The sequence below is a fragment of the Cellulomonas wangleii genome (assembly GCF_018388445.1).
GTDB classification, from domain to species: Bacteria; Actinomycetota; Actinomycetes; order Actinomycetales; family Cellulomonadaceae; genus Cellulomonas; species Cellulomonas wangleii.
In genome coordinates, this window is the sequence record NZ_CP074405.1 from 2,988,240 (window position 1) to 3,011,499 (window position 23,260).

General features: G+C 76.0%; 24 protein-coding genes. 8 read left to right on the forward strand and 16 right to left on the reverse strand.

The genetic code is table 11. The features are described 5' to 3' along the window. Nucleotides 1–5: 5 nt before the first annotated feature. A complete protein-coding gene (gene menD / locus KG103_RS13740; protein ID WP_243656159.1) occupies nt 6–1,937 on the reverse strand; it encodes a 2-succinyl-5-enolpyruvyl-6-hydroxy-3-cyclohexene-1-carboxylic-acid synthase in 1,932 nt (643 codons plus the stop codon). Further along, on the reverse strand, nt 1,937–2,893 hold the full coding sequence (locus KG103_RS13745) for an o-succinylbenzoate synthase (RefSeq protein WP_207339104.1): 957 nt from the start codon (nt 2,891–2,893) through the stop codon (nt 1,937–1,939). Before KG103_RS13745 ends, menD begins: the two co-directional genes overlap by 1 nt. A gap of 34 nt (nt 2,894–2,927) precedes the next feature. Here KG103_RS13745 and KG103_RS13750 point away from each other — a divergent pair, with 34 nt between their 5' ends. Beyond that, a complete protein-coding gene (locus KG103_RS13750) occupies nt 2,928–3,911 on the forward strand; it encodes a 1,4-dihydroxy-2-naphthoyl-CoA synthase (RefSeq protein WP_207339105.1) in 984 nt (327 codons plus the stop codon). Between the two features lie 57 nt (nt 3,912–3,968). Here KG103_RS13750 and KG103_RS13755 read toward each other — a convergent pair whose 3' ends face one another. After that, on the reverse strand, nt 3,969–4,160 hold the full coding sequence (locus tag KG103_RS13755; RefSeq protein ID WP_207339936.1) for a hypothetical protein: 192 nt from the start codon (nt 4,158–4,160) through the stop codon (nt 3,969–3,971). Nucleotides 4,161–4,366: 206 nt separating this feature from the next. Beyond that, nucleotides 4,367–5,449, reverse strand: a complete 1,083-nt coding sequence (locus tag KG103_RS13760; protein ID WP_207339106.1) for a DUF3048 domain-containing protein — start codon at nt 5,447–5,449, stop codon at nt 4,367–4,369. Between the two features lie 204 nt (nt 5,450–5,653). Here KG103_RS13760 and menE point away from each other — a divergent pair, with 204 nt between their 5' ends. Both menE and KG103_RS13770 read left to right on the forward strand, forming a co-directional pair. Then, nucleotides 5,654–6,811, forward strand: a complete 1,158-nt coding sequence (menE, locus tag KG103_RS13765; RefSeq protein ID WP_207339107.1) for an o-succinylbenzoate--CoA ligase — start codon at nt 5,654–5,656, stop codon at nt 6,809–6,811. 82 nt (nt 6,812–6,893) lie between these two features. Beyond that, nucleotides 6,894–7,763 carry a 1,4-dihydroxy-2-naphthoate polyprenyltransferase gene (locus KG103_RS13770; protein WP_207339108.1) on the forward strand — a complete coding sequence of 290 codons (870 nt, stop codon included), beginning with the start codon at nt 6,894–6,896 and terminating at the stop codon, nt 7,761–7,763. 12 nt (nt 7,764–7,775) lie between these two features. Here KG103_RS13770 and KG103_RS13775 read toward each other — a convergent pair whose 3' ends face one another. Next, nucleotides 7,776–8,063 carry a DUF4229 domain-containing protein gene (locus tag KG103_RS13775; RefSeq protein ID WP_207339109.1) on the reverse strand — a complete coding sequence of 96 codons (288 nt, stop codon included), beginning with the start codon at nt 8,061–8,063 and terminating at the stop codon, nt 7,776–7,778. 42 nt (nt 8,064–8,105) lie between these two features. On the opposite strand from KG103_RS13775, the gene KG103_RS13780 reads away from it, so the two are divergent. Beyond that, complete coding sequence (locus tag KG103_RS13780) at nt 8,106–8,525, forward strand: PLDc N-terminal domain-containing protein (RefSeq protein ID WP_207339110.1); 420 nt, start codon at nt 8,106–8,108, stop codon at nt 8,523–8,525. A gap of 85 nt (nt 8,526–8,610) precedes the next feature. Here KG103_RS13780 and ccsB read toward each other — a convergent pair whose 3' ends face one another. From ccsB to KG103_RS13810, 6 genes are read right to left on the reverse strand one after another with little or no spacing between them, the layout of a single operon-like run. After that, complete coding sequence (gene ccsB / locus KG103_RS13785; protein WP_207339111.1) at nt 8,611–9,642, reverse strand: c-type cytochrome biogenesis protein CcsB; 1,032 nt, start codon at nt 9,640–9,642, stop codon at nt 8,611–8,613. Further along, nucleotides 9,639–11,375 carry a cytochrome c biogenesis protein ResB gene (gene resB, locus KG103_RS13790; RefSeq protein ID WP_249670588.1) on the reverse strand — a complete coding sequence of 579 codons (1,737 nt, stop codon included), beginning with the start codon at nt 11,373–11,375 and terminating at the stop codon, nt 9,639–9,641. The genes ccsB and resB overlap by 4 nt, the downstream gene beginning before the upstream one ends. After that, nucleotides 11,372–12,307: a cytochrome c biogenesis CcdA family protein gene (locus KG103_RS13795; RefSeq protein ID WP_207339113.1), complete on the reverse strand. Its 936-nt coding sequence runs from the start codon at nt 12,305–12,307 to the stop codon at nt 11,372–11,374. The genes resB and KG103_RS13795 overlap by 4 nt, the downstream gene beginning before the upstream one ends. Next, nucleotides 12,304–12,975, reverse strand: a complete 672-nt coding sequence (locus KG103_RS13800) for a TlpA family protein disulfide reductase (RefSeq protein WP_249670589.1) — start codon at nt 12,973–12,975, stop codon at nt 12,304–12,306. Before KG103_RS13800 ends, KG103_RS13795 begins: the two co-directional genes overlap by 4 nt. Nucleotide 12,976: 1 nt before the next feature. Beyond that, entirely contained in the window at nt 12,977–13,633 is a 657-nt protein-coding gene (locus tag KG103_RS13805) for a histidine phosphatase family protein (protein WP_207339114.1), read from the reverse strand. Nucleotides 13,634–13,681: 48 nt separating this feature from the next. Continuing rightward, nucleotides 13,682–14,179, reverse strand: coding sequence for a MarR family winged helix-turn-helix transcriptional regulator (locus tag KG103_RS13810; RefSeq protein ID WP_307860890.1), 498 nt, complete (start codon nt 14,177–14,179; stop codon nt 13,682–13,684). A 109-nt stretch (nt 14,180–14,288) separates the two neighbouring features. On the opposite strand from KG103_RS13810, the gene KG103_RS13815 reads away from it, so the two are divergent. Further along, nucleotides 14,289–14,837, forward strand: coding sequence for a YceI family protein (locus tag KG103_RS13815; protein WP_207339116.1), 549 nt, complete (start codon nt 14,289–14,291; stop codon nt 14,835–14,837). Between the two features lie 112 nt (nt 14,838–14,949). Here the strand turns inward: KG103_RS13815 and KG103_RS13820 are convergent, their stop codons facing one another. Beyond that, nucleotides 14,950–15,648 (reverse strand): redox-sensing transcriptional repressor Rex, encoded by a 699-nt coding sequence (locus KG103_RS13820; protein WP_207339117.1) that lies wholly within the window; start codon nt 15,646–15,648, stop codon nt 14,950–14,952. Nucleotides 15,649–15,700: 52 nt separating this feature from the next. Further along, on the reverse strand, nt 15,701–15,988 hold the full coding sequence (locus KG103_RS13825; protein ID WP_207339118.1) for a glutaredoxin family protein: 288 nt from the start codon (nt 15,986–15,988) through the stop codon (nt 15,701–15,703). A 108-nt stretch (nt 15,989–16,096) separates the two neighbouring features. On the opposite strand from KG103_RS13825, the gene KG103_RS13830 reads away from it, so the two are divergent. Next, nucleotides 16,097–16,963, forward strand: coding sequence for an HAD family hydrolase (locus KG103_RS13830; RefSeq protein ID WP_207339119.1), 867 nt, complete (start codon nt 16,097–16,099; stop codon nt 16,961–16,963). Next, nucleotides 16,960–17,505, forward strand: coding sequence for a GNAT family N-acetyltransferase (locus KG103_RS13835; protein ID WP_207339120.1), 546 nt, complete (start codon nt 16,960–16,962; stop codon nt 17,503–17,505). The genes KG103_RS13830 and KG103_RS13835 overlap by 4 nt, the downstream gene beginning before the upstream one ends. An 82-nt stretch (nt 17,506–17,587) precedes the next feature. On the opposite strand, the gene KG103_RS13840 is transcribed toward KG103_RS13835, so the two are convergent. From KG103_RS13840 to KG103_RS13850, 3 genes are read right to left on the reverse strand one after another with little or no spacing between them, the layout of a single operon-like run. Further along, nucleotides 17,588–18,652, reverse strand: coding sequence for an arabinan endo-1,5-alpha-L-arabinosidase (locus tag KG103_RS13840; protein ID WP_249670591.1), 1,065 nt, complete (start codon nt 18,650–18,652; stop codon nt 17,588–17,590). Beyond that, complete coding sequence (gene arfA, locus KG103_RS13845) at nt 18,649–20,163, reverse strand: arabinosylfuranosidase ArfA (protein WP_207339122.1); 1,515 nt, start codon at nt 20,161–20,163, stop codon at nt 18,649–18,651. The genes KG103_RS13840 and arfA overlap by 4 nt, the downstream gene beginning before the upstream one ends. After that, the gene (locus KG103_RS13850; RefSeq protein ID WP_207339123.1) at nt 20,163–21,512 is read right to left on the reverse strand and encodes a glycoside hydrolase family 27 protein; all 1,350 of its coding nucleotides are present in this window, start codon (nt 21,510–21,512) and stop codon (nt 20,163–20,165) included. Before KG103_RS13850 ends, arfA begins: the two co-directional genes overlap by 1 nt. A 351-nt stretch (nt 21,513–21,863) precedes the next feature. On the opposite strand from KG103_RS13850, the gene KG103_RS13855 reads away from it, so the two are divergent. Then, nucleotides 21,864–23,201, forward strand: coding sequence for an ABC transporter substrate-binding protein (locus KG103_RS13855; RefSeq protein WP_207339124.1), 1,338 nt, complete (start codon nt 21,864–21,866; stop codon nt 23,199–23,201). Nucleotides 23,202–23,260: the final 59 nt, after the last annotated feature.

Genomic DNA, 23,260 nt, shown 5'->3' on the forward strand with positions numbered 1-23,260 from the left:
CCTGCTCAGCCGCCGGACGACAGGGCCTTGTCCACCGCCGCCGCGACCTCGGCGGCGAGGCGCTCGGACAGGCCGCGGCGGTGCGTGCGGTCGACGCGGACCTCGACGACGCTCGTCCCGGTGCCGGGCGCCGCGAGCGCCGGCAGCAGGCCCTCGGTGTCGACCACGCGGGTGTGCCGCACGCCGTACGCGGCGCACAGCGCGGCGACGTCCACGCCGTGCGGGGTCGCGAACACGCGCTCGAAGACGTCGGCACGCTCGGGCGCGCCGTGCTCCAGGGTCGTGAAGACCGAGCCGCCGTCGTCGTTCGCCACGACGATCTGCAGGTCGACCGCCGGCTCGGCCGGCCCCCGCAGCAGCCCGCCCACGTCGTGCAGGAACGTGAGGTCACCCAGGTACGCCCGCACCCGGCGCCGCGGCAGGGCGAGCGCGACACCGGTCGCGGTCGCGACCGTGCCGTCGATGCCCGCCAGCCCACGGTTCGCGAGCACCAGCGGAGCGAGGTCCCAGCGGGCGACGAGGTCGAGGTCCCGCACAGGGCTGGACGACCCGACGACCAGCACGTCGTCCGGCGCGCTGGCGCGCGCGACCGCCCGCGCCAGCGCCCAGCCGCTGACGCGCGGGCCGCTGCGGGAGCGACGGCCGTCCTCCGGGGCGTCGAGCGCACCCGCCAGCACGTCCTGCGCCGCCGCGTCGGCCGTGCGCCAGGCGTCGAGCCACCCGGCGGGCGCCCCGACGCGGCCCTGACGCATGCGCGCCGGCACGTCGAGCAGCACCTGGGAGGCGTTGCGCGCCGCGTCGGGCCAGTCCGCACCGCGGGGGGCGACCACGAGGACGTCGACGTCGGGGCGTGCCAGCAGCGCCTGCACGGGCCGCGACAACGTGGGGCGGCCGAGCACCACGACGCGCCCCGTGCGCCCGCCGAGCCGCTCGTCGGCGAGCAGCAGGCGGTAGGCGCCGATCGCGGTGGGCCCCTGCCGCGCGCCCGACGACGGCTCGGCCAGCAGCGGCCAGCCGTTGGCCTCCGCGAGGCGGGCCGCCGCGGGACCGGCGCCGTCACCGGCGACGACCACCGTCGGCACCGGTCCGCGCGCACGCCGGGACGACCGGCCGTCGCCCGGCTCGTCGAGCACGTCGACGACGACGGGCACCGCCCCCGTCAGCAGCCCGGCCGGCTCGGCGGGCAGCGCCCGTGCGGCCACGTGGGTCAGGCCCGCGTCGGACGGTGCGGGCCACGGCTCGTCACCCGGCACGAGCGGGTCGCGGAAGGCCAGGTCCAGGTGCACCGGCCCGGGGTCCTGCGTCCGCGCACCCGTCGCGGCGGCCACCGCCCGGGACACCGTGCGCCGCAGGTCGCGGTCCTCGCCGGGGCGTCCCACGGGGGCGGGCACGTCGACGGCCAGCCGCACCGCCGCGCCGAAGATCCCGACCTGCTCGGTCGTCTGGTTGGCGCCCGTACCGCGCAGCTCGTGCGGGCGGTCGGCGGTGAGGACGACCAGGGGCAGCCCAGCATGGTGGGCCTCGAGCACCGCGGGGTGCAGGTTGGCGACCGCCGTGCCGGAGGTCGTCACGACCGCGACCGGCCGCGCCGGCACGGGACCGCGGTCGCCGGTGTGGGCCGACGCCTTGCTCAGCCCGAGCGCGAGGAAGCCCGCGTCGCGCTCGTCGATCCGCACGTGCAGCCGCAGCGCCGGGGCACCCGCGGGCCGCTGGTCGTCGGGGCGTGCGGCGTCGGCCAGCGCGTAGGCCAGCGGCGCGCTGCGGGACCCCGGCGCGAGGACGACGTCGCGCACGCCGAGCGCCGCGAGCGCCTGCACCAGCACCCGCGCGGCGGCCACCGCGGGCGCCGGCACGGCCGGGTCGCCCGCCGGCGCGGCCGCAGCCGTGCCCCGGCGCCGGCGGCGCGGTGCGGTCGGGTCCTGGGTCACGCCGGTCATCATGCCCGACCCGTCACGGCGGCGAGACGTGACTGCCAGTGCGCCACGACCTCCGGCGGCGCGGCCGCCGCCTCCAGCAGCCGCGGCGCGGGCACCGTCCGACGGACCTCGATCATCCCGTCGCGCGGCAGCAGGGGGTCCTCGACGAGGTCCTCGGCCAGCAGGGCGGCGGTCGCGAGCCCGCAGGCGTGCGGCAGGTCGGGCAGCGCGGCCGCGAGCGCCAGACCGGCGGCCAGCCCCACCGAGGACTCGAGCGCGGACGACACCACCACGGGCAGGCCCAGGCGCTCCGCCAGCTCCAGGCACGCCCGCACGCCCCCGAGCGGCTGCACCTTGAGCACCACGACGTCGGCGGCCTGCAGCCGCGCGACCGCGAGCGGGTCGTCCGACCGGCGCACGGCCTCGTCGGCCGCGAGCGGCACGTGCGTGCGACGGCGCAGGGCGGCGAGGTCCTCGACGCCCGGCACGGGCTGCTCGGCGTACTCCAGGCCGCCGGCCGCCCGGTCGAGCGCGGCGAGGCGTGCCACGGCGGTGTCGACGTCCCACGCCGCGTTGGCGTCGACGCGCACGGCCCCGTCGGGACCCAGCGCGTCACGCACCGCCTCGAGCCGGGCCTCGTCGGCACCGGCGGGCTGCCCCGGCTCGGCCACCTTGACCTTGGCCGTGCGGCAGCCGCCCGAGCCGCTGACGATGCGGTGCGCGAGCTCGGGGTCGACGGCAGGGACCGTGACGTTCACCGGGACGTGCGTGCGCACCGGCTCCGGCCAGCCCACGTCCGCGGCCTCGCGCGCCGCACGCCACCACCGGGTCGCGGCCACGTCGTCGTAGTCGCGGAACGGGCTGAACTCCCCCCAGCCGGCGTCACCCCGCACCAGGACGCCGTCGCGTCGGGTCAGCCCGCGGAACCGGGTGCGCAACGGCACGTCCCACACCACGGCCTCCGGCTGCGCGCTCACCGCCCCAGGCTACGGCGCTCGTTAGGGTGGGCCGGTGAACGACAGCGGCACCCCTGCCCCCCTGCCCGTGCGCGTCTCGCAGACGTTCGACCCGACGCGCTGGCGCGACGTCGAGGGCTTCGAGCACCTCACGGACGTGACCTACCACCGGGGACGCGCCCGCCCGACGCCCGAGCAGGCCGCCGCGGGTGCCGCCGAGCGGGACCTCCCGGTGGTGCGGATCGCCTTCCACCGGCCCGAGGTCCGCAACGCGTTCCGGCCCCACACGGTCGACGAGCTGTACGCGGTGCTCGACCACGCCCGGACCACGTCCGACGTGGGCACCGTCCTGCTCACGGGCAACGGCCCGTCGCCCAAGGACGGCGGCTGGGCGTTCTGCTCGGGCGGCGACCAGCGCATCCGGGGCCGTGACGGCTACCGGTACGCGGACGGCGAGACCGCTGCCGCGGTCGACCCGGCGCGCGCGGGACGCCTGCACATCCTGGAGGTGCAGCGGCTGATCCGGACGATGCCGAAGGTCGTCGTCGCGCTGGTGAACGGCTGGGCGGCCGGTGGGGGGCACTCCCTGCACGTGGTGGCGGACCTGACGATCGCCAGCCGGGAGCACGCCCGGTTCATGCAGACCGACGCGAACGTCGGGTCGTTCGACGGCGGGTACGGCTCCGCGCTGCTCGCGCGGCAGGTGGGGCAGAAGCGCGCGCGGGAGATCTTCTTCCTGGCCCGCGAGTACTCGGCGGACGACGCGTACGCGTGGGGTGCGGTCAACGACGTGGTCGACCACGCGGACCTCGAGGACGCCGGGCTGGAGTACGCGCGGATCGTGGCGACCAAGTCGCCCCAGGCGGTGCGGATGCTGAAGTTCGCGTTCAACCTGGCCGACGACGGCCTGGCCGGGCAGCAGGTGTTCGCGGGCGAGGCCACGCGCCTGGCCTACATGACCGACGAGGCGGTCGAGGGCCGCGACGCGTTCCTGCAGCGCCGGGAGCCGGACTGGTCGGGCTTCCCCTACGCGTACTGACGGTCGGGCGAGGGGACGGCGCACCGGGCGCCGTGAGGTGCCGGGCGCGGTGACGCGTCAGGCGCCGCCGACCCACGAGGCGAGGTCGACGAGGGTGGCGAGCATCGCACCACCACCCACGAGCAGGGCGACGAGCACGAGGCCCGAGGCGACGACCGCGACCGCCGACCGCAGGGAACGGTCCTCCGCGGCGGGACGGGGCGCACGCGCCGGACGGACGGTGACGGGGAGCGGGGTCTCTGCGGCCATGCGACCAGCCTGGCCGGGCACCCCGCACCGGCGCGTCGGACCGCAGGACCGCACGGGGGCGCGGTCGCCTCGTCCCCGCGGGTGCCGCCGGTCCGCCGCAGGGACGAGGCACGTGCCCGCAGGGTCCACCCGGGGTAGCACAACCGCGGGGCCACCCGGGTGGCCGTGTCGCCCTGCCGGGACCCGGCGGGGACGGCCCGGTCGCGTCAGGAGACGGTGACCGACCCGCTGCCGGCCGGCACCAGCTCGACCCAGGTGTTGCCCGGCGCGAGGGTCGCGTCCGACCCGTCGGGCATCAGCAGCCGCAGCGGCTGGTCCTGCGCGTCCTTCTGCCAGCGCACCGGGACGGTCTTGCCGCCGGTCGCCACGACCGCGTCCCCGGAGCCGACCAGCTCGTACGTCGGGACCGGTGCACCGCCCTGCGCACCGAACCCGGTGGCGGGGTGGCCCGCGGTGATCATGACGACGTTGACCGCCGAGAGCCGGGCGCCGCTCGCCGCGACCGCCGGCTCGGCGCCCTCGGCGCGCAGCCAGGTGCCGGTCGCGGCGTCCCACGTCCACACGGGGTGCGACTGCGCGGACAGGCGCAGGTCGAGCGTGCCGGCCGGCGTGCCCGCCGTCGCGGCGGCGGCCTGCTCGGGCGTGCGGGCGAACGCGAACTGCTCGGGCGGGGCCGTGCGACCCGCCTCGGCGGTCCCCCACCACGTGCTGAGCGAGCCGTAGACGTTGTGGGGCGCGCGCCGGCTGCCCACCCGGTACATGCCCGGCGCACCGGCGTCGTGGGACACGACCTGCACGCCGGACTGGTTCACCAGGTCGAGGATGCCGCCCTGCCCGCCCGAGAACGCGAACATGCCGTGCAGGGGCGCCACGATGAGGGGGTCCATCGGCCGCACGGAGCGGATCGGGCCGACCTCCTCGGGTGCCTGCGAGTGGAACACGGCGACGAACCGCGACACCTCGAACTCGACGATCGTCTCCCAGACCACGTCCGCCTGCTCGAGCCCCGACTGCGGGCGGGCCGCGGAGGTGTTCTCCACCTTCACGGCGACCGCGGGGCGCGGGTCGGGGGCGCCGGCGACGCCCGTCAGCGGCCACGTCGGCGGGACGTCCGGTACGGGGACGGCCTGCTTGTCGGCGACGACCTCGGCGCGCTCGGTCACCGTGGGAGCGGGCTCGGCGGCCGGCGACCCGCAGGCTGCCAGCGCGAGCGCGCCGAGCGCCGCCAGCGCGCCGGAGCGTGCCCGCCACCTGGGCGTCGTGCGCGTGCGTCCCACCGTCGATGCCATGCGTCCGTCTCCTGTTCCCCACCGGCGCGGCCCGCCCGTGCGCCCGTGCGCACGCCGGTGCCGGTCGCGCCCCGGGGCCCGACCACCGCGGCCGGACCGCGGGACACTCTACGACGCGCTCCCGGGTGGGCCGGTGAGGCTGTGGTCCCGCCCGTGGTGACGGCGCGTCGCACGGGCGGCCGCCCGACCACCTACGCTGTGCACGTGGACCGGCCGCTGCGCGACGTGCCCGCGCAGGCGCGGGACCTCCTCCCCGCACTGACCGCGGCGATCGAGGGCACGGGCCCCGCCGTGCGGGCGCTCGACGACGCGGAGCCGTCGCCCCGGGCGGGCACGCACGTGCCCGCGGACGTGGCGGTGGTCGTGCGCACGTCGGGATCCACCGGCCGCCCGCGGGACGTGATGCTGTCGGCCGCGGCCCTGCAGGCCTCCGCCGACGCCACCGCGGCACGGCTCGCCGGGCCGGGCAGCTGGCTCCTGGCGCTGCCCGTGCACCACGTCGCCGGCCTGCAGGTGGTGCTGCGCTCGGTGCTCGCGGGCCGGGAGCTCGCCACGCTGCCCGACGGGCCGTTCCGGGCCGCCGTCTTCACGCGTGCGGCGGGCGCCGCCACCGACGGACCGGGACCGCACTACACGTCGCTGGTCCCCACACAGCTCGTGCGGGTCCTCGACGACCCGGGAGCCACCGCCGCGGCGCGGGCCTTCGACGCGATCCTCGTGGGCGGCGCCGCGTGCCCTCCCCCGCTGCTGGCCCGCGCGCGCGCCGCCGGGCTGCGGGTGGTGACCACGTACGGCATGACGGAGACCTGCGGCGGCTGCGTGTACGACGGGCGCCCGCTCGACGGGGTGTCCGTCGCGGTGGACGCCGAGCAGCGGGTGTCGCTCACGGGACCTGTGCTGGCCACCGGCTACCTGCACCGCCCGGACCTGGACGCCACGACCTTCGTCACCACCGGCGGCCGGCGCTGGCTGCGCACGGCCGACCGGGGGCGGCTGGACGACGGCGTGCTGCACGTGCTGGGCCGGCTCGACGACGTGCTGGTCACCGGCGGCGTCAAGGTCGACCCGCTGGCCGTGGAGGAGGTGGTCGCCGGGCTGCCCGGTGTCCGCGACGTCTGCGTGGTCGGCGTGCCCGACCAGCACTGGGGCCAGTCGGTCGTGGCGGTCGTCGTCACCCGCGACGGTGCGGTCCCGCCCCTGACGGCGCTCCGCACGGCCGTCGCGTCGACGCTCGGCCCGGCGAGCGCGCCGCGGCAGGTCCTGGTGGTCGACGAGCTGCCGCTGCGCGGCCCCGGCAAGCCCGACCGACGGGCCGTCGCCCGCCTCGCCGACCGGCGCATGTCCGAGCACCGCACCACCTGACCCGCACCGACCGACCCCGCGCGACCGGGGCGGTCCTGCCTCCGCGTCACCCGCCCCGCACCCGCCCACGAACAGGAGCACGATGGCCACCGCCTCCGACTGGCTCGCCGGTGCACGCCCCCGCACGCTGCCCGCCGCCGTCGCCCCCGTGCTCGTCGGTACCGGGGCCGCGGCCCAGGTCGACGCCGCGCACACCGGGCGGGCGCTGCTCGCCGCCGGGGTCGCGCTGGCGTTGCAGGTGGCCGTCAACTTCGCCAACGACTACTCCGACGGCGTCCGCGGCACCGACGTGGACCGGGTCGGGCCGATGCGGCTCACGGCCTCGGGTGCCGCGCCGCCGCGGCAGGTGCGCGGTGCGGCGTTCGCGGCCTTCGGGGTGGCCGGGCTGCTCGGCCTCTGGCTCGTCGCCCTGTCCGGCGCGTGGTGGCTGCTGGCCGTCGGGGCGCTGTGCGTCGTCGCCGCGTGGACCTACACCGGCGGGCGGCGGCCCTACGGCTACCTGGGCCTCGGCGAGGTCGGGGTGTTCGTGTTCTTCGGCCTGGTCGCGGTGATGGGCACCACGTACACGCAGGCGGGGACGGTCACGTGGCCGTCCGTGGTCGGGGCTGTCGCGGTGGGGCTGCTGGCGTGCGCGCTGCTCATGGCCAACAACCTGCGCGACGTGCCCACCGACGTCCTGGCCGGCAAGCGGACCCTCGCGGTGCGGCTCGGGGACCACCGGGCGCGCCGGGTGTACGCCGGCATGGTCGTGCTGCCGATCCTGCTGGGCGCGGTGTGCGCCGCCGTGGCGCCGTGGTCGCTGCTGGTGCTGCTGCTGCTCGGCCCCGCGGTGCTGCTCGCGGTGGCCGTGCTGGCCGGCGCCCGCGGCATCGCCCTGGTGCCGGTGCTCGGTGGCACCGGGCTGCTCGAGCTGGGCTTCGGGGTGCTCCTGGGGGTCGGGCTCGCGCTGTGACCCCGCGCGGCGTCAGCGCTCCGCGCCGCCGGTGCCGTGCGGCAGGACCGACGCCTCGGCGTCCTCGTCCTGGGCGTCCCGGGCCACGGTGCCGCCGGACGCCCCGCGGCGCGCGGCACGGTCGGCCAGGTGCCGTGCGGCGGCGTCGCGCTGCCGCGTGAGCAGCACGTACGACAGGGCGAACCCGATCACCGCACCGATCACCGGTGCGAGCCAGGAGCGCATCCCCACGCCCCACAGCACGCCGGTGGCGGCCAGGAAGAGGGCGATGCGCAGCAGGGAGTACGTCACGACGGGCACCCCACCAGGGTAGGCGTCCCACGGCACGCATAGGGTGGACGGGTGCTCAGGTACCTGCCGATCGTGATCGTCGTCGCACTGTCCGTCTACTGCGTCTTCGACGTGCTGGGCAGCGACGAACGCCGCCGACGCGGGCTGTCCCGGCACCTGTGGCTGCTCGTCGTCCTGGTGCCGCTGGTCGGCGCGGTCGCGTGGCTGCTGGCCGGGCGGGGATCGTCGCAGGGTGGCGTCGCACGGCGCGGCACGGGTCCGGTGGCACCGGACGACGACCCGGAGTTCCTGTTCCGGCTCGACCAGGAGCGCCGCCGCCGCCAGCAGGAGCGGGACGCGCGCGGCGACGGCGACGGCGGGAAGGGCGCCGACGACGCCCCCGGTGCGCGGGGCGGTGACGCCCCCGACGACGGCGACGGCACGGCCGACGGCACCGGGCCTGCGGCCAGCGACGACGCACCGTCCGCCTGACGGGTCGGCACGAGCGCCGTCGGTCCCGCGACACGCGAACGCCCCGCCCCGCGGCACGAGGCCGGGCGGGACGGGGCGGTCGGGCTCAGAGCCCGGAGTACGAGTGCTTGCCGTCGATGAACAGGTTGACGACCGTGAAGTTGGCGAGCACGACCGTGTAGGCGACGAACACGAGGTACGCGGCCTTGCGCCCGGACCAGCCGCGCGTGCTCCGCGCGTGCAGGTAGGCGGCGTAGACGACCCACGAGACGAACGTGCCGACCTCCTTGGGGTCCCAGCCCCAGTACCGGCCCCACGCCTCCTCCGCCCAGATGGACCCGCCGATGAGCGTCAGGGTCCACAGCACGAACCCGACGGCGTGCTGACGGAACGACGAGGCCTCGAGCCGCCGGGCGTCCGGCACCTGCTCGAGCCACGCGAACGCCGGACCGGTGACGCGTGCGCCGTGCAGCGCACGACGTACGCCGTCGAGCTGCGACCAGGGGCGCTCCAGGCGGGTGCGCCCGGTCGCCCGCGCGTCGCGCAGCACCTGCAGCGCGGTCGTCGCGAAGGCGACCGTGAAGATGCCCGTGGCGAGGATGGCGACGCCGACGTGCAGGACCAGCCAGTAGTGCTGCAGAGCGGGCTGCACGGCGTCGGCGCGCACGTGCAGGGTGTTGAGCGCGAGCACGAGCGCGAGCACCGAGATGCCGGACACCAGCACCCCGACGAACGCGATCGGGTACCGGCGCTGCACCACGACGAGCGCGGTCACGGCGCAGAACACGCCCACGATCGTGAACTCGTACATGTTGGCGGTCGGCCAGCGGCCCGCCGCGACGCCGCGCAGCACGATGGCCACGAGCAGCAGCAGCGCACCGAGGGTCAGCGTCGAACGCGCGATGCCGGCCGCCCGGCCGCCGGCCGTGCCCGCAGCCGTGCCGTCACCGGCCACGGTCGTCCCCGCCGGGGGCGTCGCGGGGGCGCCGGCCCCCACCAGGGCGGGGGTGCGGACCTCCCGTGCCGCACGCGCGACCTCCGTGAGCCGCGTGAGGTCGACGGAGTACGCGATCAGCGCGAGCGTCAGCGCGGTCGCGGCCGACCAGACGAAGAGGTCGCTCAGCTCGGCGACGGTCATGACCTGTCCTCCTGCGGGACGTCGGGCCCGGTCGGGGGGTGCGACGGGCGGGGAGCGCCGAGCACGTCCGCGAGGACGCGGTCCAGCTCGGGCTGCAGACCGACGTCGTCGCCACGGGCGAGGCCGGCGGCCGTGACCACTGTAGCCGCGGAACCAGGACCTTCGTCCGTGGCAGCGGCGGGGGCGGCGCGCACCCAGAGCCGTCGGCGCGGGGCGAACAGCGACGCCGTGAGGCCGGCGAGGGCGAGCAGCGAGAACGTCAGCACCCACGTCAGCGACGGGTCGTGGCGCAGGTCGAGCGCGACGAACCGCGGCAGGTCGTCGAACGTGAGGGTGCCCAGCCCGTCCGGGAGCTCGACGGTCTCGCCGGGCCGCACGTAGAGGGTGACCACCTCGCCGTCCGCGTCGACGGCCTGCTCCATGCGCGACTCGTCCAGGCGGTACACGTTCTGCGGCACCCCGGTGTCCAGCCCCAGGTTGCCCGACCACACCGACAGGACCAGCAGCGGGTCGTCGGGCTGCGGGTGGACCGAGCGCCACAGCCCGGGCACGGGCTCCTGCGCGGTGGGCAGCAGGAACCCGACCAGGCCGACCTGCGGCTGGTCGCCCGACACGTCGGGCACCTTGACGACGCCCCGCGACGTGTACACGTCGTCCTGCGGCAGGAACGGCACGGGCCCGGAGAACGCGACCTCCCCCGAGGCGTCGTGCACCGTGACGGCCGGCGCGTAGCCGTTGCCCTGCAGGTACACCTTGGCCCCGCCGGCGACCGTGGGGTGGTTGACCTTGATGGTGCGCTCCTCCGGCTCACCGCCCGGCTCCGTGACCGTGACGTGCGCCGTGAAGTCGCGCGACTGCAGGGTCTGGGGGTCGAACTGCGCCTCGAAGTCGTCGAGCCGCATGGTGAACGGCACGAGGTCCGCGGGGTCGAACGCGGAGCCCCGCTCGAACGTGTCGTACGCGGCCTGCACGTTGGCGAACCCCGTGCCCTGCACGACGATGGCCTGCCCGCGGTAGTGCAGCATCTGGCCCGTCGCGATCGCGATCAGCAGCCCGACGAGCGCGAGGTGGAACACGAGGTTGCCGGTCTCGCGCAGGTACCCGCGCTCGGCGGACACCGACCAGACGCCGGCACCCTCGTCGTGCACGTCGACGCGGAAGCCGGGCACGCCCAGCCGGCGGCGACGCAGCACGGCGGCGGCGCGCGCGACGACGTCCGGCGGCGCGTCGGGGGACGTCCCGCCGCCCTGCGCGGGGAACCGCCCGAGCCGCCGCGGGGTGCGCGGCGGCCGGCCGCGCACGGCGGTCAGGTGCACGCGGGTGCGCGGCAGGATGCAGCCGATGAGGGAGACGAACAGCAGCAGGTAGATCGCCGAGAACCAGACCGACGCGTAGACGTCGAAGAACCCGAGCCGGTCGAGCCAGGGCCCCGCGGTCGGGTGGTCGGTGAGGTACGCCGACACGCCGCCGGGGTCCTGCGGGCGCTGCGGGAACATCGTGCCCGGCACGGCGGCGACGGCCAGCAGCACGAGCAGCAGCAGGGCGACGCGCATGCTCGTGAGCTGCCGCCACGCCCAGCGCAGCCAGCCCCGCAGCCCGAGGGCGGGCAGCGCGTCGGCGCGGGTCGGGGCCGTCGCCTGCTCACCGCCGTCGGTGAAGGCGTCGTCGAGACCCTCGGGCCGGTAGCCCGGGGTCGTGGTGGGGGTCGCGTCGGGGGTCACGGGGCCGCTCACAGCGCCGGCACGAACGGGTCGCCACCGGTCAGGACGCCCTGCAGCCAGGCCGCCCACGTGCCCCACGCGCCGGTGAGCAGCGCGACGCCGAGCACGACGAGGACGGCACCTCCGGCGCGCTGGACGGCGAGCCGGTGCCGCTGCAGCCAGCCCACGGCACGCTGCGAGCGCTGCAGCCCGACGCCCACCAGCACGAACGGCAGGCCCAGGCCCACGCAGAACACGGCAGCCAGCAGCGCGCCGCGCGCCGCGGACCCCCCGGTGAGGGACAGCGTGAGGATCGCGGCGAGCGTCGGGCCGATGCACGGGGTCCACCCCAGCCCGAACGCGACACCGAGCAGCGGCGCGCCCCACACGCCCGCGCGCGGCGCGAGCCGCGGCCGGCGCGCGGCCTGCAGGAAGGGCACGGCCCCGAGGAACGCCAGGCCCAGGACGACGGTGAGCGCGCCGAGCGCGCGGCTCACCGGGTCCTGCCACTGCCACAGCGCGGCGCCGAGCGTGCCGGCGAGGGTGCCGAACGCCACGAACACGAGGGTGAAGCCCGCGACGAAGAGCACCGCGCCGACCAGCAGCGTCCGGCGACCCACCGGCGCGGGCAGCGGCACCGCGGCACCGTCCGCGACGGCGGGGACCGCGGCCCCGCCGGCCGGCGGGGCCGTCGGGCGCACGTCGGCCGCGGCGGTCACGGGCACGGCGGGGGCGGCGCTCAGCCGGACGACGTCCGTGGCGTCCACGAACCCGAGCCGCGCGCCCGGCGCGCGGCGCACCCCACCGACGAGCCCGCCGAGGAGACCCAGGTAGCCCGGCACCAGCGGCAGGACGCACGGGGACGCGAAGGACACGAGGCCGGCGAGCAGCGCGACGGGCACGGCGAGCAGCAGCGAGCCGTCGACGACGGTGGTGCCGAGCCCGGCGGCGAGCGCCCCGCTCATCGCGCACCCTCCGCGGCGGGCGCCCACGCCGACGCGTCCGGCCCGCTCGACGCGCTCCCGGCGCCCTCCGCGAGCAGGTCCTCGACGAGCGCACGCAGCGTGGAGGGCTCGACGAGACCGAGGACGCGGGCGGCCACGCGACCCTCGCGGTCCAGCAGCACGGTGGTGGGGACCGCGTTGACGGGCACGACGCCCTGCAGCGTGGCGATCGCGGCACCGCTGGTGTCGTCGAGCGACGGGTAGGGCACGGCGAGCTGCCGCTGGAATGCCTGGGCCGTGCCGGCGGCGTCCCGGCTGTTGATGCCCAGCACCCGCAGGCCCTGGTCGGCGTAGTCGGTGGCGACGGCCGCGAGGTCGGGTGCCTCCGCGCGGCACGGCGGGCACGCGGCGTACCAGGTGTTGAGCAGCACGACGTCGCCGCGCCACTGCGCCAGGTCGTGCGCGCCACCCTCGTAGTCGGTGCCCGTGATCGTCAGCGGCCCGACGCGGTCGTCCGGTGCCCACGTGGTGGTCGACCCGTCGCCGGACTGGTAGCCCTGGTCGACGACGTCGGGCACGTCCCCCGCGGGGTCGTCCGTGCCGCACCCGGCGAGCAGCAGGGCGAGTGCCGTGGCCACGGCCGCGGGGACGAGGGCCGCACGGTGCGGCCGGGCGAGGCGTCGGCGCACGTCAGGCCCCGGCGACGGGGGACGCTCCGGGCAGCAGGGACGCGGCGGGCTCGCCGTAGCCGACGCCGACCAGCACGTCGTCCTCGAACCGGAGGGTCGTGAGGGACGCGAGCGCGCACTGCCGGCGGCGGGGGTCGTGCCACAGGCGGCGGTTCTCGAGAGCCAGGCGCGTCACCCAGATCGGCAGCTGGTGGCTGACGAGCACGGCCTCGTGGCCGCGGGCGGCGACGCGGGCGGCGTCGACCGCGGCGAGCATGCGGTCGACCTGCTCGGCGTAGGGCTCGCCCCACGACGGGCGGAAGGGGTTGCGCAGGTAGGGCCAGTGGCCCGGGTGCCGCAGCGAGCCGTCGCCGACGCCGAACGTCATGCCCTGGAAGTGGTTGTCGGCCTCGATCAGCCGGTCGTCCGTGCCGACCGGGACGCCGAAGGCCGCGGCGAGGGGCGCGGCGGTCTCCTGGGCGCGCTGCAGCGGGGAGGACGTGACCACGACCACGTCGCGCCGTGGTGCGCCCTGCTCGCCGGCCAGCGTGGCGGCGACGAGCTCGGCCATCCGCAGCCCGCGCTCGGACAGCCGGTAGCCGGGCAGCCTGCCGTAGAGCAGACCCTCGGGGTTGTGCACCTCACCGTGCCGCAGCAGGTGGACCGTCGTGGCGACCATGTGCACAGTGTCGCAAAGTCTGCGGCGTCCCCGTGCGCGTCGGCGGGCTCAGCGTGCGGCGTCCCCGTCGGCGTCGGGCAGGCGCCCCGGGCCGCGCAGGTGCGCGACGACGACGCGCATCGCCTCACCCAGCGCGGCCAGCTGGGCGTCGTCCAGCACGTCGACGAGGTGCCGCCGCACGGACTCGACGTGACCGGGCGCCGCGGCCACGAGCACCTGCCACCCGTGGTCGGTGAGCACGCAGTTCACGCCCCGGGCGTCGTCGAGCGCGGGCTCGCGGCGCACGATGCCGGCGCGCTCCATGCGGGCGACGGTGTGCGTCAGCCGGCTCCGGGAGTGCGCGAGGTCGTCCGCGAGCTCGGACATGCGCAGGGCGCGGCGCGGCGCCTCGGAGAGCCGCACGAGCACCTCGTACTCCCCGAGCGACAGCCCGCTGCCCTCGTCCAGCTCGCGCCCGAGGACGTCGAACAGCAGCGCGGTCCCGTCGCGGAACGCGCGCCAGTCGCGCTGCTGCGTGGCGGAGAGCCAGCGCACGTCGTCGGGCACGGGTGTCCTCCTCAGGGGTTGCGCTCGGCAGCCCACCGTAGTAGAAAGATCAACAACAGTTACTTGTCGAATCAACGAAATCGTTCGGCACCGAACCGCGGAGGACCCCATGACCGCTCTGCCCACCGGCCTCACCGCCGGCACCTGGAACATCGACCCGACGCACACGGACGCGTCGTTCACGGTCCGTCACGCCGGCATCTCCAAGGTCCGGGGCACGGTCGCCGTGACGTCCGGCACCCTCACGGTCGGCGAGGACCTGGAGTCCTCCGCCGTCTCGGTGACGCTCGACCCGTCCACGGTCACCACCGGTGACGCCAACCGCGACGGCCACCTCAAGAGCGCCGACTTCTTCGACGTCGAGACGTTCGGCGGGTGGACCTTCGCCTCCACCGCGATCCGTACGGACGGCGGCGACAAGCACGTCGTCGTCGGCGACCTGACGATCCACGGCGTCACGCGCGAGGTCGAGCTGGAGACCGAGTTCAACGGCACCGCGGTGGACCCGTTCGGCAACACGCGCGCCGGCTTCGAGGCGACCGTCACCATCTCCCGCAAGGACTTCGGCCTCACGTGGAACGCCGCGCTCGAGGCGGGCGGCGTCCTCGTCGCCGACAAGGTCCGCATCGACCTGGACGTGTCCGCCATCAAGGCCTGACGCTCCCCACCGGGGCACCACGCCCCGACCCCGTCCGTGAGGGCGCGACGTCCCCCGTCGCGCCCTCGCGGCACGTCCGGGCACCGTCGGCACCGACCCCGGGCGCCGCCGCTCACGACGCCCCGCCGCCGGCGCTGCGCGCGCGGTCGTGGAACGCCAGGATCTGCAGCTCGGACGCCACGTCCACCGCCCGCACGTCGACGTGCGGCGGCACGCGCAGCGCGCACGGCGCGAACGTGAGGACGCCGACCACCCCGGCGGCGACCAGCGCGTCGCACACCTGCTGCGCGACGGCGGCCGGCGTCGTCAGCACCGCGATCGTCGCCCCGGTGCGCGCCACCACCGCGGCCAGGTCGTCGGCCGGCTCGACCACGAGCCCGGCCACCGTCGTGCCCACCACCGCCGGGTCCGCGTCGACCAGCCCCACCAGCACGAAGCCCCGCTCGGCGATGCCGGCGTAGTTCGCCAGGGCGTGCCCCAGGTTGCCGACGCCCACCAGCAGCACGCGGCGCACGTCGGCCAGGCCGAGGGCCACCGTGACCTGCTCGCGCAGGTGCGCGACGTCGTAGCCCACCCCGCGACGACCGTACGAGCCGAGGTACGACAGGTCCTTGCGCAGCTGTGCCGGGGTCACGCCCGCGCGCTCCGCCAGCTCGTCGGACGACGTCAGGACGGCACCGGCCGCCGCTGTCGCCTCGAGCGCCCGCAGGTAGCCGGGCAGCCGCCCGACCGTGGCGGACGGCACGGCCTGGCCGTCACGTCCGGCGCGGCCGTCGGCCCCGCGTCGTGCTGCGCTGCGCCGACCGTCCACTGACCCTCCGCACCCGCGTCGCCGGGCACGGCCCCGGCGCCAGGATCACACGCTAGGGCCTGCCGCCCGCCGCCGCGAGAGCCCGCCGCAGGCGCGCCTCGTCGATCCGCCAGTACCCGCGCCGCACCCCGTCGACGTCGACCACCGGCACCAGCTCGCCCAGCTCGTCCGCCGGCAGCCGGCCGTCGGGTCCCGGCACGTCGACGTCGACCTCCGCCCAGGTCGCACCGACCTCGCCGCACACCCGCTCGACGAGCGCCCGCGCGTCGTCGCACAGGTGGCACCCGGTCCGTCCGTACAGCACCACCCGCGGTGCGCTCGTCCCGCTCACGGCGCCCACGCTAGCCGGGCCGCCCCGGCTCCGGGAGGCCCGCGGCGCGTGTGCGCACGTCGCGGCACGCAGCGGACCCTCCGTCGCGCGGGGCCGCGCGCTCGTTACAGTGTCCGGATGCGAACGGGCGACGGCACGGACGAGCCTGCCGTCGTCGCCGCCACCGCGCGGACGCCACGGGCGGCGGAGGTCGCCGACGGCACGCGCGTGGCCGCGTTCTTCGACGTCGACAACACGATCATCCGCGGGGCCAGCGCCTTCCATCTCGCCGTCGGCCTGTACCGGCGCGGGTTCTTCCGCAAGCTGGACCTCGTGCGCTTCGCCGGGCAGCAGGCCCGGTACCGGCTGTTCGGCGAGGACAAGGACCAGATCGACGACGTGCGCGCCCGCGCGCTCGACATCATGCGCGGGCACTCGGTGGCGGAGGTGACCGCGATCGCCGAGGACGTCTACGACGAGGTCCTCAGCCTGCGCATCTACCCGGGCACCCAGGCGCTGCTCGACGCCCACCTCGCCGACGGCCACGCGGTGTGGCTGGTCACCGCCACACCCGTGGAGATCGGCGAGCTCATCGCCCGCCGCCTGGGTGCGTCCGGGGCGCTGGGCACGGTCGCCGAGCACGTGGAGGGCTTCTACACCGGCCGGCTGGTCGGGGACCTGCTGCACGGCGAGGCCAAGGCCGCCGCCGTCCGCGCGCTCGCCGAGCGCGAGGGGTACGACCTGAGCCTCTGCCACGCCTACGGCGACTCCACGAACGACGTGCCGATCCTGTCCACGGTGGGCCGGCCGTGCGCCATCAACCCCGACCGCCGCCTGCGCCGGCACGCAGCCGAGGTCGGGTGGCCCGTGCGCGAGTTCCGCCACCGTCGCCGCCAGGCACGTCGCGGGGCGAACGCCGCGAGCCTGGCGGGTCTGACCTGGGCCGTGGCGGTCGTCGCGCGCGCCGTGCTGCGCTCGGTGCGGCGCCGGATGGGCGCCGAGTGACCGCCGCGACCGCGTGGGCCGTGCGGACGGCCGACGTGCGGGACGCCCCTGCCCTGGCGGCGCTCGCCGCCGTGACGTTCCCCCTGGCGTGCCCGCCCGGCTCGACGCTCGAGGACCAGCGCGCGTTCCTGGCCGCGCACCTGAGCGCCGAGCGGTTCGCGCGCCACGTGGTCGACCCGGCGCGCGTCGTGCTGGTCGCCGCGACCCCGGACGGTGAGCTCCTCGGCTACACCGTGCTCGTCGCCGGCGAGCCCGCGGACGAGGACGCGCGCGCCGCCGTGCACATCCGGCCCACCGTCGAGCTCTCCAAGTGCTACGTGCACCCCGACCACCACGGCGCCGGGGTCGCCTCCACGCTCCTGCGCGCGTCGTTCGACCACGGCCGCGCGCTGGGCGGCTCGGGCATGTGGCTGGGCGTGAACCAGCACAACGCCCGCGCGCAGGCGTTCTACGCCCGTGAGGGGTTCGCCGTCGTCGGCGTCAAGCACTTCCAGGTCGGCGGACGGCTCGAGGACGACTACGTCCTCGAGCGCCCGCTCTGACGACGGCCCGTCGACCCCGCGCCGCTCTCCCCCGCGCCGTTCACCCCACCGCTCACCCCCGCGCCGTTCACCCCCGCGCCGTTCACCCCCGGTCCGCGGCCTGCTCCTCGCGCGTCGTCGCCACCGGCCACCCGTCCGCGTCCCAGGCGAGCTCGCGGATGCCCAGGCGGAAGTCGCCGCCCGCCGCCGCGTCGTACCAGTGGAAGGCGAGGAACCCGCGGGAGTACGACTGCCCGCCGGGCCCCACCATGTCCCCGCGGCCGGTCAGCAGGACCTCACCGCCGTCCATGGTCATGTCACGGCCCGCACGGTCGACGTACGGGCCCGTCACGTCGCGGGAGCGCCCGACCGCGATGCTGTACGTCGAGTCCGAGCCCCGGCAGCAGGTGTCCCGGGACACGAGGAGGTAGTACCAGCCGTCACGCCGGACCAGGTACGGCGCCTCGATCGCGTTGGGCGCGCCGACCCGGCTCGCGATGCGCCGCGGCGGGGCGTCGGGGTCGGCACGCAGGCCGTCCGGCCACGCCAGCTCGACCAGCTGGATGCCGCCCCAGAACGACCCGAAGGCCAGCCACGGCGTGCCGTCGACGTCGAGGACGCCGGCGTCGATGGCGTTCCAGCCGTCGCGCCCCGGCTCGGAGGACAGGACCTCCCCCCGGTCGACCCAGCCGTACGCCGGGTCGTCGGGGTCGAGCGTGGGGCTGGTCATGAGGCCGATGAGCGAGCGGTTGGAGCCGAAGGTCGACGCGGCGTAGTAGAGGTACCAGGTGCCGTCGTGCTCGACGACCTCCGGCGCCCAGAAGTTCTCGACGCCCGGGATGCGCTCCTCGACCCAGGCGGGGCGGGTCGCGGCGTCCCACACCGTCCCGACCAGCTCCCAGGTACGCCCGTCGTCCGTGGACCGCCGGACCTGCGGGGCGCCCAGCCCCACCCGCACGTCGCCGGTCGAGAACACGTACCAGGGCTCCCCCGGCTCGCCGACGACGAGGGCGGGGTCGTGCGTCCGCACGTCGCCCGCCGGGTCGAGGGCGGTGGCGGCCGGCGGCGCGGGCAGCAGCGTGCGCGGCAGCAGCACCGCGGCGCCGCCGGCGAGCAGGACCCCGACGACCGCGACGGCCGCCCACGCCCGCCGGCGGCGGACGCTCACGCGACGGGTCCCAGGCGCAGCACCGTCCACGACACGGGCGGCAGCTCGGCGCTCAGCCGACCGTCCGCGACCCGGGCCGTCGCGTTGGCCCGCGGGGCGACCGACGTGTCGTCGTCGGCCGTGGCCGACCAGGTGTGGTCGGGGTTGGCCAGCGTCGAGGCCTCGACCAGACGCAGCCCCGGCAGGGCGCGCAGGTCCACGTCGAGCGCGGCCGGCGCCCCGGTGGAGCGGTTGACCACGAACACGGCGACGTCGCCGGTCTCCTCGTCCCGCGTCGCGACCGCGTCGACGAGCGCGGCGTCGCCGTAGCGGGCCGTCTCGTACGTCGGGGACTCGACGGCCACCTGCAGCACGTCACCGCGGGCCCACCGGGCGGCGGCGGCGAACGGGTGGAAGATCGTCTGCTTCCAGACCCGCCCGCCGGGCTCGGTCATGATCGGCGCGATGACGTTGACCAGCTGGGCGAGCGACGCGGCGTGCACCCGGTCGGAGTGCCGCAGCAGGCTGATCAGCAGGTTGCCCACGACGACCGCGTCGGCCACGTTGTAACGGTCCTCCAGCAGCACGGGCGCCACCGGCCAGTCGTCACCGCGCGGCGGGCGGGACTCGGCACGCTTCTGGTACCAGACGTTCCACTCGTCGAACGAGATGTGGACCCGCTTGCTCCTGCGCTGGGCGGCACGCACGGCGTCGGCCGTCGCGGTCACCGACTCCACGAAGTGGTCCATGTCGACCGCGGAGGCGAGGAACGAGCCGAGGTCGCCCTCCTCCTCCCAGTAGTAGGCGTGCGCGGAGATGTAGTCGACCTGGTCGTACGCCTCGGTGAGCACGATGCGCTCCCACTCGCCGAACGTCTCCATCACCGAGCTGGACGAGCCGCAGGCCACCAGCTCGATGCCGGGGTCGACCATGCGCATGGCACGCCCGGTCTCGGCAGCCAGGCGGCCGTACTCGTACGCGGTCTTGTGCCCGGTCTGCCACGGCCCGTCCATCTCGTTGCCGAGGCACCACATCCGCACGCGGTACGGGTCGGGCGCACCGTTGGCCCGCCGCAGGTCGGACAGCGCGGTGCCGCCCGGCACGTTGCAGTACTCCAGCAGGTCCACCGCCTCCTGCACGCCGCGGGTGCCGAGGTTCACCGCCATCATCGGCTCGACCTGCGCACGCTCGGCCCAGCGCATGAACTCGTCGACACCGACCGTGTTGGGCTCGGTGGAGTGCCATGCGAGGTCGAGGCGGCGCGGCCGCTGCTCGACGGGACCGACGCCGTCCTCCCACCGGTACCCGGACACGAAGTTGCCGCCCGGGTAGCGCACCGTGGACACCCCCAGCTCGCGGGTGAGCTCGAGGACGTCCTTGCGGAACCCGTCCTGGTCGGCCGTGGGGTGCTCCGGGTCGTGGATGCCGGTGTAGACGCAGCGCCCGAGGTGCTCGACGAACGAGCCGAACGTGCGGCGGCGGACGGGCGCGACGCGGAACGCCGGGTCGAGGGTGAGTCGGACGGGGATCATCAGGGCTCCTGTCGGTGGTGCGGGTGGTGCAGCTCCACCCACCGCACGCCGTGCGGCGGGACGTCGAGGTCGATCGAGCCGAGGGGCTCGTGCGTGGTGACCACGGGGTCGGGAAGGTCGGCGCCGGACCACAGGTCGCGCACCGCCCAGGGCCCGCGGCCGGCGTCGGCGTCGCCGAGCAGCGCGGTCAGCGGCAGCCGCTCGGTGCGCGGGTGGGCACCGGTCCAGAACACGGCGACGTAGACCGACCCGCTGCCGTCGCCGGCACGCGCGGCCCACACGACCACCTCGCCGCTGTCGTGCTCGTCCCCGGCGGGCTCGCGCAGCAGCTCGCGCCCGTCCGTGCCCGTGCGCAGCACGTGCCCCACGGCCGGTGTCGTGAGCAGGGCGATCGTCGCGGGGTCGGAGGTCGGCAGGTCGCCGCCCATCATCAGCGGCGAGCGCGCCATGACCCACAGCGTGAGCAGGGTGCGCTGCTCGTCGGGCGTGAGCCGGCTGCTGCGGTCCTCGCCCCGCTCGGCGCGGATGCCGATGCGCCCGAGCGGCAGCATGTCCGCGTCGGCCCAGCCCCCGGGCCGCTGGTGCGGCGCCCACCGCGCGAGCCGCGCGAAGTTGGCGTGCACGTCCTCCCAGCGGTCCCAGAGGTCGTCGCAGACGCGCCACATCTGCGCGTGCTCGCGCAGCACCGGCAGGTGCTCGGTGGACAGGCGCGTGCCGGGCGACAGGGACAGCACGATGTCCCGGCCGGACCGGGCGATCGCGGTGCCCCACGCCGCGACGGCGTCGGCGTGGAACGGGGCCAGCATGTCGTCGACCTTGACGAGGTCGACGCCCCAGGACGCGAGCTGCGCGACGAGCCCGTCCAGCCAGTCCTGGGCGCCCGGGTGGGTGTGGTCCAGGCCGACCATGTGCCCGTTCCACGGGCACGTGGACGTGGGGTCGGCGAGGTCGGCGGTGGTCCAGCCGCCGTCACCGGGGACCGGCAGCGCGGCGGCCACCGCGCGCCGCGGCACCCCGCGCAGCACGTGGACGCCGAACCGCAGGCCCAGGGCGTGCACCTGCGCGGCGAGCGCCGTGAACCCCGTGCCGTCGGCGGCGGACGGGAACCGGCCGGGTGCCGGCTGGGGGTAGCCGTGCGCGTCGAGCACGAGCCGCGCGTCCTCGACGTAGCCGTGCGGGCGGGCGTCGGGGTCGGACCAGTCGATGTCGACGACGACCGTGTCCCACCCGGACGGCGCCAGGTGCTCGGCCATGAAGCGCGCGTTGGCGAGCACCTCGGCCTCGGTCACGGTCGTGCCGTAGCAGTCCCAGCTGTTCCACCCCATGGGGGGCGTGCGCGCCCACGTCATCGTCAGGCTCCTCGGATCGGCTCTACATCGTTGTAGGCCCACCCTGCCCGACGCCGCCGGGGGCGTCAACGCGCGGTGGCGACCTCGTGCGCGCACCGACCGCCGCGCCGCCCCGCACGCCCTTCACGCCGGCCGCAACGCCGCTCGGGCGTCGTTACGCGATCGTGGCTTGACCGGCGGCGGATCGCGTGGCACGTTGTGCAACGTTGTAGATCAACGTTGTAAGGCGACGTTTCAGACGACGTCGGAGGGTCAACGACGACCAGCAGGGGCGGACGGACGGCACGCAGGACGCAGCCTCCCCGCCCCCACCGCCGTGACCTGACCGACCCATGACAGGGAGGCAGGCAGATGAGGAAGAGCAGGCTGGCCGTCGGCATGACGTGCGCGGCGCTCGTGGGGGCCATGTCGCTCACCGCGTGCAGCGGAGGCAGCGGCGACGACGGGTCGCTGACGTTCATGTTCCGCGGCGGACCCGACGAGAAGGCGGCCTACCAGGCGGCCATCGACAAGTTCACCGAGGACACGGGCGTGAAGGTGGACGTCATCGTCACCGACGCCGACCAGTACGCGACCAAGCTGCAGGCCGCCGTCGCGGGCAACAAGGTGCCGGACGTGTTCTACATCGAGCAGGCGAACCTGCAGTCGTACGTGGCCTCGGGCGTCCTCATGGACATCACCGACCAGGTCGACGAGCTCGGCGTCGACCTCGACAACATCTGGGACTACGGCGTCGACTCCTACCGGTTCGACGGCGAGCTGCAGGGCACGCCCGAGGGACGCCTGTACGGCCTGCCCAAGGACGTCGGCCCGTTCGCGTTCGGCTACAACAAGACGATGTTCGAGGCCGCGGGCATCCCGCTGCCCGACCCCGACGTCCCCCTCACGTGGGACGAGTACGTCGCCATCTGCAAGCAGCTGACGACGGACACCGACGGCGACGGCACGGTCGACCAGTGGGGCACCGGCCCGAACGTCCAGTGGAACCTGCAGTCGCTGGTGTGGAGCAACGGCGGCGACTTCGTCAACGAGGACCGCACCGAGGTCACCGTCGACACCCCGGAGTTCGCCGAGGCGCTCCAGGAGTTCGCCGACCTCACCACGGTCGACGCCGTCACCCCGTCCGCGGCCGACGCCGCGACGCTCGACACGTACCAGCGCTGGATGGCCGGCGAGCTCGGCTTCTTCCCGGTCGGCCCCTGGGACGTCAGCGTCTACAACGACCTGGAGTTCGAGTACGACCTGATCCCCTGGCCCACCCTCGGTGACGGCGGCTCCGGCACCTGGGTCGGCTCGCTCGGCATCGGTGTCTCCGGCACCACGAACATGCCCGACGAGGCCGTGCAGCTGGTGACCTACCTGTCCGCCGACCCGACGGCGCAGCAGACGCTGGTCGACGCGAACATCCAGGTGCCCAACCTGGTCGACATGGCCGAGGAGTGGGCGGCCGAGCCCGACGCGCAGCCCGCCAACCGCAAGGAGTTCCTCGACATCGTGCAGGACTACGGCCGCGCCATGCCGGCCGCCTACACGTACGGCGCGGCCTGGTACGACGAGCTGTGGACCAACATCCAGCCGGTCCTCGACGGCGAGCGGACCGCGGCGGACTACCTCGCCGAGGTGCAGCCGCGCATGCAGGCGCTGCTCGACGAGTCCAACGTCAACGCCGAGCAGGCGTTCGCAGGCTGACCCCCGGCGCCCGGCCGCCGACCACCCGGCGGCCGGGCCCGCCTTCGCACGAGAGGAAC